We start from the raw sequence: 13,772 nt of genomic DNA on the forward strand, positions 1-13,772 counted from the left end.
GGACGGACAAAGGGATCGCTCGCTCGGCGAGTGTAGCTCGCAAAACGAATGAAACGGATATCAAACTTTCGTTCCAGGTGGATGGGACAGGGACTTCGGAACTTCAAACAGAYGTTCCTTTCTTGAATCACATGCTGGATTTGTTCACGAAACATGGACATTTCGACCTGAAGGTTGACGCTAAAGGCGATATCGAGATTGACGACCATCACACGGTTGAGGATATCGGGATTTGCTTAGGGCAAACGTTACGTGAAGCGTTAGGTGACAAAAGAGGAATCAAACGTTATGCAAGCGTGTTTGTACCAATGGATGAGGCACTTGCGCAGGTCGTTATTGATATCAGCAACCGGCCGCATTTCGAATATCGGGCTCAGTATCCTACGGCCAACGTGGGAAGTTTTGAGACACAGCTTGTTCACGAGTTTCTATGGAAGCTGGCGCTGGAAGCTCGCATCACACTTCATGTGATCGTGCATTACGGGCATAACACCCACCACATGATTGAAGCGGTGTTCAAAGCGTTAGGCCGCGCAATAGATGAAGCGACATCGATTGATCCTCGCGTTCAGGGGGTTCCTTCGACGAAGGGAGTGCTGTAAGAATGATCGCGATTATTGATTATGGCATGGGGAATCTACATAGCGTCAGCAAAGCCGTTGAGAGGCTTGGTTATGAAGCTGTGGTTACAGGCGATGCGGAGCAGATCCTTGCTGCTGAAGGGGCAATCCTGCCAGGAGTAGGCGCTTTCGGCGATGCGATGGAGCAGCTCCGTGAGTCGGGGCTGAACGATGTTGTTCTGCGCTACGCAGAGTCGGGCAAGCCGCTGCTCGGCATCTGCCTTGGCATGCAGCTGCTGTTCGCCAGCAGCGAGGAGCACGGGAATCACGAGGGACTGGGCCTTTTGCCCGGGTCCGTGGTGCGTTTCCGCGGTGATTACAAAGTGCCGCATATGGGCTGGAATAAGCTGAGCTACAAGCAAAGCGCGAGTCCCATCTTTGAAGGTATTGAGGAAGGGCACGTATACTTCGTGCATTCCTATCATGCGAAGCCGGAGCGCGAGAGCGACCTGCTAGCGGTGACGGATTACTATCAGCCGGTGACGGCGATTGTCGGCAGAGACAACGTGTACGGCATGCAGTTTCACCCCGAGAAGAGCGGAGATATTGGCATGCAGCTGTTGAAGAATTTCCTGGCGATGTGTTAGGAATAGGTGGGAGAATAGCGGTCCTAAAGGTATCTTATTTCGTGGAATGGGACAGTTTGAGCAGGAATAGAAGTCTTTGGAGGCTCTTATCCGGAAGTTGGAGTGGAAATTGCCCTCCTTTAAGCCAAATAGAAGACTCTAAAGACTCTTATTTTAGCGGACCTGGTCTTTTTTCCTAAATTAGAAGCCTCCAGAGACTCCTATTTTGCAAAAATAGATTCCAGGGGCTCTTAAGTTAAGAAGGAGGTGCCATCATGTTAGCCAAAAGAATTATTCCTTGCCTCGACGTCAAGGATGGTCGGGTGGTCAAGGGCATAAATTTTGTGAATTTACGAGATGCGGGCGATCCCGTGGAGCTAGCAGCGATTTATGATAAAGAAGGCGCGGATGAGCTCGTTTTCCTCGATATTTCGGCTTCCGTCGAAGGACGCGCAACGATGGTGGAGGTTGTCCGGCAAACGGCTGGGGAAATCACGATTCCTTTCACGGTAGGAGGAGGCATCTCCAGCGTGGACGATATGAAGCGCCTGCTTCGTGCAGGAGCGGATAAGATCGGGATTAACACGGCAGCCGTTCGTAATCCTCAGCTTGTGTCTGATGGAGCGCGCAAGTTCGGCTCCCAGTGTATCGTCGTGGCGATTGACGCGAAGTTTAACCCGGAGTGGGGCGAGTGGGAAGTGTTCACACACGGCGGGCGTAATGCTACAGGCATTAAGACGTTAGAGTGGGTGAAGCGCATGGAAGAGCTTGGCGCCGGCGAAATCCTGCTGACGAGCATGGACGCGGACGGAACGAAAGACGGGTTCGATTTGAAGCTGACACGCGCTGTTTCTGAGCTTCTGACCATTCCTGTGATTGCTTCCGGAGGAGCAGGCAAAACGGAACATTTCTACGATGTTTTTACGGAAGGCAAAGCTGATGCAGGCCTTGCAGCAACAATTTTTCACTATAAAGAGCTATCGATTCATGGGGTCAAGGCTGACCTGAAAGGTAAAGGGGTTGAAATTCGATGACATTTTCACTGGAACAGATTAAATATGATGCACAGGGACTAGTACCTGCCATTGTACAGGATGCCGTTAGCAAAGAAGTGCTTATGCTGGCCTATATGAACAGCGAATCTTTGCAGCGTACGATTCAAACAGGAGACACTTGGTTCTGGAGCCGCTCCCGTGAGGAGCTGTGGAATAAAGGTGCGACTTCCGGTCACACGCAGAAGGTCAAAGCATTACGCTACGACTGCGATGCAGATACGCTACTGGTTCTGGTAGAGCAAGTTGGACCTGCTTGCCACAACGGCACGTACACCTGCTTCACTGAAAGCATTCCGGTTGAAGGGGCGGCGCAAGAAGGAACGGAGCCTGCGGCCTCCGGAGATCGCTTTGCCATCCTTGGCGAGCTGGAAGCGGTCATCGCTTCACGTGATGCTGAGCGTCCGGAGGGTGCTTATACGACCTACCTTTTCGAAAAAGGTGTCGATAAGATCCTCAAAAAAGTAGGCGAGGAAACGGCTGAAGTCATTATTGCTGCTAAAAATAAAGACAACGACGAGCTTCGCTATGAAGCAAGCGATCTTATTTTTCACTTAATGGTCCTTTTACGTAATAATAAATTGCCATTGGATGATATTATGAAAGAGCTTGCGAATCGGCATGTTAAAAAATAAATAAAACGACCTGGAGTGAATTCACGATGTTGATTGATTATCATACACATCATGTGCGCTGCGGTCATGCCTCTGGGGAACTAGAGGAGTACGTCAAACGCGGCATCGAGATCGGGCTCACGCAATTAGGGCTGTCTGATCATATGCCGCTTTTGCATGTGAATCCGCAGACCTATTGGCCGGAGATGGCTATGCCTATGGAGGAGCTGCCTCGTTATGTCGAGGAGTGCCTGCATCTGAAGGATAAGTACAAGGATCAGATTGATATCCGTGTCGGTCTCGAAGGCGATTATATCGAAGGTTATGAGTCAGACATCGAGGCTATTATTAAAGCGTATCCATGGGATTATGTGATTGGTTCCGTCCACTTTTTGGGCGAGTGGGATATTTCTGATTTTCGACAGATCGCAGGTTGGGAAGGTAAGGATATTTATGCGGTTTATACCCAATACTACGAGGCAGTGAAGAAAGCAGCCCGTACTGGGCTGTATGATTACCTGGGTCATCTTGATATGATCAAGCGATTTGGTTATGTACCGGATCGCGATACATGGGAGCTGGAGAAAGCGACGCTAGACACAGTTAAGGAGTGCGGGCTTGCGATCGAGCTGAATGCTTCCGGTCTACGCCATCCGTGCAAAGAGATGTTTCCGAGCCGCCGTATGCTGGAATATTGCCATAAGGTGGAAATCCCGGTGACGCTTGGATCGGATGCTCATCAGCCGGAGCGGTTAGGCCAATATTTGGATGAAGCAAGATCGCTGCTCAAAATGATTGGATTTAACGAAATAGCCACATTTCATGCACGAAATCGACAACTTGTGACTTTTTAAATTCGACAACTTTCATGTATAATGAGTAGGGCGTGAACAATCTATTTAATGAACCTTCGGAGGTAACCATTAACCATGCATAGCGACAATGTTAAAATTTTTTCCGGATCTTCGAATCCGAAGCTTGCGGAACGTATTTGTAAAGAGCTCGGCCAGCCGCTTGGACAAATCAAATTATCCCGTTTTAAAAGCGGAGAAATCTACTGTCTCTACGAAGAAACGATTCGTAACTGTGACGTATTCCTGGTACAAACCTTCTCCCATCCGATTAATGAACATATGATGGAACTTTTGGTCATGATGGATGCGGCAAAAAGAGCTTCTGCAAAAACGATCAACCTTGTCATCCCATATTATGGTTACTCTCGTCAAGAACGCAAAGCAGCTCCACGTGAGCCGATTTCTGCTAAATTAGTCGCTGACTTGTTCAGTGCGGCAGGTGCTAACCGTGTTGTTACGATTGACCTGCATGCACCGGCGATTCAAGGCTTCTTCAATATTCCGGTGGATCATCTGACGGCTCTTGACGTCATCAGTGATTGCATCAAAAAGAAAAATCTAAATAACCCAATCATCGTATCTCCAGATGCAGGCCGTGCAACGACGGCTGAGAAAATGGCGAATATCCTAGATGCGCCGTTCGCGATGATGATCAAGAAACGTCCGGAGCACAATGAGTCCGTGATTACTCACGTCATTGGTGATGTTGTAGGACGTACACCGATTATTATCGAAGATCTGATTGATACGGGAACGACGATTGTTAACGTTGTAGAAAGCTTGAAGGAAAGAGGCGCGCACGACGTTTATATTTGTGCAACGCATCCTGTCTTCTCAGGGCCAGCTCTGCAACGATTGGATCACCCGAACATCAAAGAAGTTATCATTACGGATTCCATCGCGATTCCGGAAGGCCATTCTGATAAGTTTAATGTGCTTTCCGTAGCTCCGTTGTTATCCGATGCGATTCGCATTATTAATGATGGCGGTTCCCTCTCCTCCTTGTTTAAATACGGCGGCGTATAAGCCAATTGTATAGACCAGATCTTACCTTCGGATAATGTTTTTGGCTTCCAAGCGATCTATGGTATAATTTGAGTTGTAATCAAATTGCCGGAGGTGTCTTGCTATGGAAAAGATTAAGCGTGTGTCCGAAGCGCCAAAACCTAAAGTAATCTCAATAAATATGGATGCCGCATTCTTTTTCGAGAAAGCGGTTCAATCTTTGGATCGGTTTCATTATGATAAGGCATTGAAATATTTCCGGCGGGCTGCGGAGTATGAACAGGATAACCCTGTGAATCACTGCAACCTCGCGGGAGTTCTCTCCGAAATGGGCAATTACGACGAGTCGAACCAAATTTTGCAGCATATCCTTGAAACGATCGATCCCGAGATGACGGAATGTCACTTTTATATGGCAAACAACTATGCCAATATGGAAAATTTCGAGCAGGCAGAACAAGCATTAGTTCGGTATCTGGAAAATGACCCTACAGGTCAATTCATGGATGAATCCGAGGAAATGATGGATATGCTGAGCTATGAGCTTGAACGGCCCGCCCCTCTCACTAGCATCAAGAGCAGAGAAGGGCTCTTCGAGCATGATAAAGCCCGCGCCCTTCTGGAAGAAGGGAAATTCGCCGAGGCTGTGAGGCAGCTGGAGAAGCTGGTGAAGAATCAGCCTGAGTTCACTGCAGCACGGAACAACTTGGCCCTCGCTTATTACTATATGGGTCAATTTGAAAAGGCGATGGAAACAATCAGCGCGGTACTCGAAATTGATGCTGGGAATTTGCATGCGCTGTGTAATATGGCCATCTTCCATCAGCATTTCGGTAATAAGAAAGAACTAGCCGAGTTAACGGATCTCTTATGCAAAACGTTTCCGTTTCAGCAGGATCATGTATTTAAGCTTGCCACGACGATGGGGATTCTTTCTCAACACGAGAAGGCGTACCATCTGTTCAAGCGTCTGCTGAGAGCAGGAGATGGTGCGGCAGACCCATGCTTGTATCACTATGCAGCTGTAGCTGCATGTCATCTGGGTCGATTCGATGAGGCCTACCGGTATTGGAAGCAAACGCAGAAGCTGGATCCTGGCGCGGAGATTTCCAAGTTTTACTTGGACCAATTGCGCACAAGAGAGAAGGCGGAAGGCCCATTAATTTGGAGCTACCATTACCACTTGCCCTTCGAAGAGCAGTTCCGTGTACTGGAAAAATCCTCGCAAGGCATTCCTGATCAATTGAAGAAAGATCCGCTCGTGCGGTCCTCCTTCTTCTGGGCATTGCGTCATGGGGATATTGAGACGAAGCTGCAAGTTATTCAGGCCTTTGGTCTGATTGCCGATGGTGAAGTGAGAGATGCGCTGCAGGACTTCATATTGGATCGTCACGAAGATGATTATTTGAAGAAAGTAGCCATTTTTGTGCTTCGCAGCATGGGGATTCGAGAGTCCATTCCTGCTTTTCTTGAAAATGAAGAGATTATGGTTGAAGCCTCACCGTACTCGCCTCATCTGCCTATTTGGGATGCCAAATGGCAAAGTGTGATGGAAACAGCGCTTTCCCACATGCATAAGCGTTACGATATGGTGCAACAGTATGATTTAGAAATACTGTGGGTTGAATTTCTGACGAAGATGTATCCGTCCGTTCCCAAAATTCAGAAATCGGAAGGCTGGGCAGCGGCGTTAGAATACTTGATTGCCAAGATGCATCGCCGCGCAATTTCGTATCAAGAGGTTTCTACGCGTTATGGCGTGACGGTCTCTACAGTCAGTCGCAACGTGAAGTTGATTGATGATACTTGCGGCTTGCGCGAGAAGATGGAAGCTATTTTCGACAAATTTACGAGCATTTGATAGCTGGGTTTATGCCGTGTCGCGAGACCCGGCTTTCATACATAGATGTATGTATACTAAAGATAGCTTTCTTCATGGAAAGCAACTAGGAGGGAAACCAATTGTACAAATCAGTCGTCGTAGGAACAGGACCATCCGGTCTAACAGCAGCCATTTACTTAGCTCGTGCTAACCTGAGCCCACTCGTTATCGAGGGACCAGAGCCGGGCGGGCAATTGACCACAACCACCGAGGTAGAGAACTTCCCAGGTTTCCCTGAAGGCATCATGGGTCCTGAATTGATGGAAAATATGCGCAAACAAGCAGAGCGCTTTGGCGCTGAATTCAAAACAGGCTGGGTCAATTCGGTTGAGCTAACCAATCGTCCATTTAAGCTGCAGGTTGAAGGTGTGGGCGAGATTGAAACAGAAACATTGATCATCTCGACTGGTGCTTCCGCTAGATTGCTCGGTATTGGCAATGAAAAAGAAAATATCGGACGCGGCGTAAGTACTTGCGCAACGTGTGACGGCTTCTTTTTCCGTGGCAAAAAGATTATCGTCGTTGGTGGCGGAGACTCCGCTATGGAAGAGGCGAACTTCCTGACTCGCTTTGCTTCCGAAGTACGTTTGGTTCATCGTCGCGATGAGCTTCGCGCTTCCAAAATCATGCAAGATCGCGCACGCGGCAACGAAAAAGTGAAATGGGCACTGAACAATACACCTCTTGAAGTTGTTGCCGGTGAGAAAGGTGTAACAGGCCTGAAAGTAAAAAATAACACCACTGGTGAAGAAGAAATTATCGAAACAGATGGTATTTTCGTAGCGATCGGTCATACACCGAATACGAAGTTCCTAGGCGGACAGATTGATACCGATGAGCATGGCTACATTGTAGTGAAGCCAGGCACGACGGAAACGAATATTCCTGGCGTATTCGCTTGCGGTGACGTTCAAGATACGAAGTATCGCCAAGCGATCACAGCGGCGGGAAGCGGCTGCGCAGCAGCACTGGAAGCTGAGAAATTCCTTGAAGGCCATATCGTACACGATTGGAGTCAATCGCTGTAAGAGGGTACAGGTAAACGTGGAAGGCTATGCTTTCCACGTTTTCTATTTTCTTCTGGCGAGTAGTTGAATCTTGACCTGTATACAGGGTTGTCTTATAGTTTAAGCAGGAGCATATGCCCGAAAATTTTAATGATTATTCATGAGGTGACCTTGCAATGTCAAATCAGATTTATATCGGTGTAGATTTAGGCGGTACCAACATCAAAGTCGGTATCTGCGACGAGCAGGGGAAGCTGCTGCAAACGTTAGAAGGACCTACAGGCGCAGAGAACGGCGCTGAGGCAGTAATTGGGCGAATTGCGCAGCAAGTGCGACAAGTTGTCGAAGAATCCCCTTATGAGTGGGAGCAAGTTGCGGGTATCGGCGCAGGGTTAGCCGGATTCATGGATATTCCGGAAGGATTCGTCAAATTCTCTCCAAATTTGAACTGGCATAATGTCCCTGCCAAGAAAATGCTGGAAACGCTTCTAGGCAAAACCGTGAAAATCGACAACGATGCCAATGTTGCAGCGTTAGGCGAAGCATGGGCTGGAGCAGGCGCTGGAATCGCGAATGTAGTTTGCTATACGCTTGGAACAGGTGTTGGCGGCGGTATTATTATTAATGGTAAAATTTATCAAGGTTCTGCGGGTATGGCTGGCGAACTTGGCCACATGTCGGTTGTGCCTGATATCGAAGCTATTCAATGTGGATGTGGACAAATGGGATGTCTGGAGACGGTATCCTCCGCAACAGGTATCGTTCGTATRGCCAAAGAAGCCGTTGAACGCGGTGAGCGTACATCTCTTGCGCTTCATGAGAAGATCGAAGCTAAGCATGTATTCGACGCTGCAAAAAGCGGAGATGAAGTGTCCCTTCGCATTGTGAACCGCGCAGCTTACTATCTTGGACGCTCTATGGCGGCACTCGCTGTCGTTGTTAACCCGAAACGTTTCATCCTCGGCGGTGGCGTATCCAAGGCAGGAGAAATTCTGTTCCAACCGATCCGCGATACGTTCAAGAAATACACACCGGAAGCAGCTGCTGAAGGCGTGGAGATTGTTGCTGCTACACTTGGAAATGACGCTGGTGTCGTAGGCGCTGCCGGTTTGAACTTACGTTAGAACGCTAATTTGACAAGATCAGGTTCGCATGGCTGATGGCAAGGGCTTCGGCCTGCGAAAGCACTCCAAAGGAAGGTGTCATTCATGGAAGAGAACCACCCTTTAGCGAAACTGGTCATTATTACAGGAATGTCGGGTGCTGGAAAGACAATTGCGGTGCAGAGTCTCGAGGATCTCGGGTTTTTCTGCGTCGATAATTTACCGCCTGTCCTTATTCCTAAATTCGCTGAGTTGATCGTACAGTCGATGGGCAAAATCGGCAAAGTCGCACTGGTGATTGATTTGCGGGGGCGTGAATTTTTCACGGCACTTCAGGAGTCGCTTCGATATATCCACGAGAATTATACGTTAAGTTATGAAATACTTTTCTTAGATGCTACCGATGCGACACTTGTTCAACGTTACAAAGAGAGCCGACGCCGTCATCCGCTAGCGCCAGAAGGGGCTCCACTTGAAGGCATTGGCCTTGAGCGCAAGCTTCTTGAGGAACTCAAAGGTCTGGCTACACAAGTTATTGACACTAGTACCTTAAAACCGGTGCAGCTCAAAGAAAGAATTATTTCCCGGTTTACCAATTTGGAAACCAACCGCATATCTATAAATGTAATCTCTTTCGGCTTTAAGTATGGTGTACCAATTGATGCTGATTTAATCTTCGATGTTCGCTTCTTGCCGAATCCCCACTATGTGGAACAGCTTCGCCCGCAGACAGGTCAAGACCCCGATGTGTACGACTACGTGATGAAATGGACCGAGACGCAAGAGTTCCTAACGAAACTGCTGGATATGCTGAACTTCTTAATGCCTCAATACAAGAAGGAAGGCAAAAGCCAGGTCGTTGTAGGGATAGGCTGTACAGGAGGGAAACATCGTTCCGTAGCGATAACCGAATACCTGGGTAAAGTTCTGGGGAACAGTGAAACAGAAGCTGTGCGTTTGAGTCATCGAGATGCCGAGCGGGACCGGGTATAGGCGTCCTAACGATTAAGAGGGTGAATGAAGGATGAAACATGAAAAATCACAGCGCACTCCCAGAATAGTCGTAATCGGCGGCGGCACAGGTCTTTCAGTAATGCTTAGAGGTTTGAAGGAAAAGCCGGTTGATATTACAGCTATCGTGACGGTAGCTGACGACGGAGGAAGTTCAGGCATTCTCCGTAATGAGATGCAGATGCCGCCTCCGGGTGACATTCGTAACGTACTGACCTCACTTGCTGATGTCGAGCCGCTACTGTCGTTAATGCTGCAGTATCGATTTCAGGTGGGAACAGGTTTAGCTGGACACAGTCTGGGAAATCTAATATTAGCGGCTCTCACTGACATTACCGGTGATTTCGTAACGGCCGTGCAAGAGATGAACCGAGTATTCGCTGTTCGGGGACGGGTTATTCCGGCTTCCAATCAAGCTATCGTGTTGAAAGCGATAATGGAAGATGGTACTTTAGTCGTAGGGGAATCCAAAATTCCCAAAGCGGAAGGACGCATTAAGCGCGTGTTCATAGAACCCGCTAACGTGACGCCGCTTGCGGACGCAATTCTTGCTATACGCGATGCGGATGCGATTCTATGCGGTCCAGGCAGCTTATACACCAGCTTGCTGCCGAATCTGCTTGTTCCCGGTATTGCTGAGGAGATTGCCAAATCGAATGCAGTTAAGATGTTCATTTGCAATGTTATGACGCAGCCGGGGGAAACCGACGACTACTCGGTCAGTGATCACCTTGATGCGGTATATGATCATCTCAAACAGCACTTGTTTGATTATGTGATCGTAAACAATGGCGAAATTCCACCGCAAGTTCAGGCGAGATATGCCGAAAAAGGTTCAAAAGCGGTTCACTTGGATTTGGATGAAGTCACGAAAAGAGGGTATCAGGTTATTGCTGACCGACTAGTGCTATTCCGCACGTACCTTCGTCATGACGCTGAGAAATTGAGTGACCATATTTATCAGCTTGTCGAAAGCTGGATGTCAAGGAAGAAGTGAGTCTCATGTCCTTTGCGGCAACAACCAAAAAAGAATTGACCTTAATAACCGAAGCGGAAGCGTGTTGTGAAAAAGCGGAGCTATCTGCTTTAATTCGCATGAATGGATCGGTTCAGTTAACGAACCAACGCGTTGTTCTCGATATATCTACCGAAAACGCTGCTATCGCCAGACGTATATACTCACTCATCAAAAAGACGTACAAACTGCACACCGAATTACTCGTGCGCAAGAAAATGCGTCTGAAGAAGAATAATGTATATATTGTTAGAGTACCTGGTCAAGTGCAAGAGCTGCTCAGTGATCTGAAAATCGTTTCTGATGGGTTTATCTTTACGACAGGAATCAACAAAGAGATTATTAAGGGCAACTGCTGCAAACGCGCTTATCTCCGCGGGGCTTTCATGGCTGGTGGCTCGGTGAATAATCCTGAAGGATCTTCCTATCATCTTGAAATTGCCTCGATTTATGAGGAGCATTGTAAGGCGCTGGCGAACCTCGCTAACAAATTCGACTTGAATGCCCGCTTTATCGAGCGTAAGAAAGGGTTCGTGTTGTACATCAAAGAAGGCGAGAAGATTATTGAGTTTCTCAGCATTATTGGAGCGCATCAAGCGTTACTGCGCTTTGAGGATGTCCGGATCATGAAGGATATGCGGAACTCGGTGAATCGGATTGTCAATTGTGAAACAGCGAATCTGAACAAGACGATCGGAGCTGCGGTAAGGCAGATCGAGAACATTCGACTTCTACAAAGAGAAGTCGGACTTGACAGCTTGCCTGAGAAGCTGAGAGAGGTTGCCGAAATCAGACTTCAGCATCCCGATCTGAATCTCAAGGAAGTTGGCGATATGCTCAAGGGCAGTGTCAGTAAATCCGGCGTCAATCATCGTCTGCGAAAAATAGACGAATTGGCTGAAAAACAGCGAAATTCCTAGATTTTATGGGGTTGAACACGTTGTAAATAAGTTTTTCTCATTTTTTCTAGTGTACTTCAGGGAAAAATGGTATAATGTTATAACATAAGGAATAGCACTGTTATCAGTAGTAATTCATATAAGCGCCACACTAGGGGGAATTAGTTCCATGTCCAGACGTCCAGTCGTTGTGAAGTTGAGAACAGGACTTCATGCCAGACCTGCGGCATTGTTTGTTCAAGAGGCGAATAAGTTTTCATCTGAGATTTTTGTTGAGAAAGATGAGAAGAAAGTGAATGCCAAGAGCATCATGGGAATTATGAGTCTCGCGATCAGCACAGGGACCGAAGTCTTCATAAGTGCAGAAGGTTCGGATGCAGAGCAGGCTGTAAACGCTTTAGTCACGTTAGTTAGCAAGGAAGAATTGGAAAACCAATAATCCTTCAAAAGCTTCCTTTCGGGGAGGCTTTTTTGCAATTGATAGATGCTCCGTAGTTACGGTCAATAAGTGTCGATCTTGTTAACATTTTGAGGGACTAGCAACCTTTTTCTCTTGGCGGCGTCTAATGAACGTGGTCATTGAAGGAAAGGGCTATTTGCTTTGCCCTCTATCTCGTATACCTCGCATACTAAGGCAAAAGGAGTTAGAGAGAGAATGAAATGGAATGCTTTAAGAAAAGAGATTACTGTTATGCTCGCTTTACTAGTGTTTCTGGCTAGTGCGATTTCAGCACCAGCAGCGCATGCCGTATCGGCGAGTTCGTCCTTTATTTTACTTTATATCGATAAGGCAGAAGCTTTCGTGAATGAGGAACAGATTCATTTGGAGTCACCATCTACGATTATTAACGGCAGTACGTACGTTCCTGCCAAATTCTTAGGCGATACCATGGGCTTCAAGGTAGAGTGGAATAATGATTCCCGGACGATCCAAATGACGCCTCCGGGCTACAATATCGTGCTGGATGCCGACCATAAGACAGTTACAACCAATGGCGTGGATACGCCTTTTAACTCGGTTGCGGCGATTGTGAACGGGAAGCTTCTAGTTAAGCTGACATGGCTTGCGGATTATATGGGCGCGAAGTACAAGTACAACAATGAACTGCGTCGTGTTGAGATTGTCCACTTTAAGACACCTGAGGGCATCTACATTGATCAAGACAGCAATTCCAGACCAGTAGCCAAGTTCGCAACTGCGAAGCCAACATACCGTCTTGGAGAGCCTGTGAAGTATTTGGACTTGAGTTACGATCCAGATGCAGAAGGTATTGCATCCTATGATTGGGTTGGCAAAGAGGAAGCTTTCTTCAAACCAGGCAAATATCCGGTCACTTTGACCGTGAAGGATCGCCATGGACATGAAAGTAAATTATTTCAAAGCTATGTAACGGTTGAAGATGTGCCTTATTTGAGTCAAGTGGAATATCCGATTTATATGGCTCCAGTAGGCAGTTTCATCAAATCGGACTGGGGAACCATTTGGTCCCATTTCAACGAGTTGCCACTGCTTCCAAAGAAAGTAACAGAGCTTACTGACCGCACGTTGCTAGTAAGTGATAGTCCCGAAGAGTTCACGGAAAAAGGCATTCTATATCAAGACAAAATCAATGGGAAAGCGCGCTTGTATGCTGACCATATTAACGGGACTAAGCAAATCATGACGATGGCGATCTTCGCCACGAATAATACAGATAAACCTGTGACCATCAAGACGACGAATAAAGGTGAGGTTTATCCTTCCGTGTATGCTAATTTGATCGGCAGCGAGGCTTCCGTAGACTTCCTGTTGAACAATGTGTACACAGATACAATGACAGTTGCTCCGCACGAGACCTACGTTTATGCGAAGCTTCCAGACTTTTATCCAGGGCAAKGCGTGAACTTGTTCTATGATGTAGAAACAGATGGCGAGTTGCAAATGTCTTTCGCGGTTACGGATCAAAGATTAACGTCGAATACGGTGAAGGAACTTCCTTTGTTGGCTTTCAATGGCCATGTGAGAGGGACTTTCCCGGTATYGGAGATTAAGTGGGATATTGATGCGGCGAGTTTTGCCAAGACGTCCGTGCTGACAATTGGTGATAACAAGACCGATCCATTCGTCAAAGGTTATGACGTGATGCGCAAGCAGAACGTAGAGA

At 47.4% G+C, this 13,772-nt stretch carries 14 protein-coding genes; all 14 read left to right on the plus strand.

Annotated features, from left to right (window positions below; genetic code table 11):
• Nucleotides 1–14: 14 nt before the first annotated feature.
• Entirely contained in the window at nt 15–602 is a 588-nt protein-coding gene (gene hisB, locus AC1DUA_RS04630; protein WP_477498625.1) for an imidazoleglycerol-phosphate dehydratase HisB, read from the plus strand.
• A gap of 2 nt (nt 603–604) precedes the next feature.
• Nucleotides 605–1,207, plus strand: a complete 603-nt coding sequence (gene hisH / locus AC1DUA_RS04635; protein WP_477498614.1) for an imidazole glycerol phosphate synthase subunit HisH — start codon at nt 605–607, stop codon at nt 1,205–1,207.
• A 254-nt stretch (nt 1,208–1,461) separates the two neighbouring features.
• Nucleotides 1,462–2,220, plus strand: a complete 759-nt coding sequence (hisF, locus tag AC1DUA_RS04640; RefSeq protein ID WP_477498615.1) for an imidazole glycerol phosphate synthase subunit HisF — start codon at nt 1,462–1,464, stop codon at nt 2,218–2,220.
• Complete coding sequence (gene hisIE, locus AC1DUA_RS04645; RefSeq protein WP_477498616.1) at nt 2,217–2,873, plus strand: bifunctional phosphoribosyl-AMP cyclohydrolase/phosphoribosyl-ATP diphosphatase HisIE; 657 nt, start codon at nt 2,217–2,219, stop codon at nt 2,871–2,873. The genes hisF and hisIE overlap by 4 nt, the downstream gene beginning before the upstream one ends.
• A 26-nt stretch (nt 2,874–2,899) precedes the next feature.
• Nucleotides 2,900–3,706 carry a histidinol-phosphatase HisJ gene (gene hisJ, locus AC1DUA_RS04650; RefSeq protein ID WP_477498617.1) on the plus strand — a complete coding sequence of 269 codons (807 nt, stop codon included), beginning with the start codon at nt 2,900–2,902 and terminating at the stop codon, nt 3,704–3,706.
• Nucleotides 3,707–3,781: 75 nt separating this feature from the next.
• Nucleotides 3,782–4,732 carry a ribose-phosphate diphosphokinase gene (locus AC1DUA_RS04655; RefSeq protein WP_477498618.1) on the plus strand — a complete coding sequence of 317 codons (951 nt, stop codon included), beginning with the start codon at nt 3,782–3,784 and terminating at the stop codon, nt 4,730–4,732.
• 103 nt (nt 4,733–4,835) lie between these two features.
• Entirely contained in the window at nt 4,836–6,572 is a 1,737-nt protein-coding gene (locus AC1DUA_RS04660) for a tetratricopeptide repeat protein (RefSeq protein WP_477498619.1), read from the plus strand.
• A 101-nt stretch (nt 6,573–6,673) separates the two neighbouring features.
• Nucleotides 6,674–7,621, plus strand: a complete 948-nt coding sequence (gene trxB, locus AC1DUA_RS04665; protein WP_477498620.1) for a thioredoxin-disulfide reductase — start codon at nt 6,674–6,676, stop codon at nt 7,619–7,621.
• 155 nt (nt 7,622–7,776) lie between these two features.
• Nucleotides 7,777–8,724 carry an ROK family glucokinase gene (locus AC1DUA_RS04670; protein WP_477498621.1) on the plus strand — a complete coding sequence of 316 codons (948 nt, stop codon included), beginning with the start codon at nt 7,777–7,779 and terminating at the stop codon, nt 8,722–8,724.
• Nucleotides 8,725–8,808: 84 nt separating this feature from the next.
• Entirely contained in the window at nt 8,809–9,696 is an 888-nt protein-coding gene (gene rapZ / locus AC1DUA_RS04675) for an RNase adapter RapZ (protein WP_127458363.1), read from the plus strand.
• 31 nt (nt 9,697–9,727) lie between these two features.
• The gene (locus AC1DUA_RS04680; protein WP_477498622.1) at nt 9,728–10,711 is read left to right on the plus strand and encodes a gluconeogenesis factor YvcK family protein; all 984 of its coding nucleotides are present in this window, start codon (nt 9,728–9,730) and stop codon (nt 10,709–10,711) included.
• Nucleotides 10,712–10,716: 5 nt separating this feature from the next.
• The gene (gene whiA / locus AC1DUA_RS04685; RefSeq protein WP_477498623.1) at nt 10,717–11,649 is read left to right on the plus strand and encodes a DNA-binding protein WhiA; all 933 of its coding nucleotides are present in this window, start codon (nt 10,717–10,719) and stop codon (nt 11,647–11,649) included.
• 148 nt (nt 11,650–11,797) lie between these two features.
• Nucleotides 11,798–12,067: an HPr family phosphocarrier protein gene (locus AC1DUA_RS04690; protein ID WP_028555561.1), complete on the plus strand. Its 270-nt coding sequence runs from the start codon at nt 11,798–11,800 to the stop codon at nt 12,065–12,067.
• Nucleotides 12,068–12,283: 216 nt separating this feature from the next.
• Nucleotides 12,284–13,772: stalk domain-containing protein (locus AC1DUA_RS04695; RefSeq protein WP_477498624.1), on the plus strand; the 1,489-nt coding region annotated here is incomplete at its 3' end.

Source organism: Paenibacillus sp. 01T422 (genome assembly GCF_056398785.1).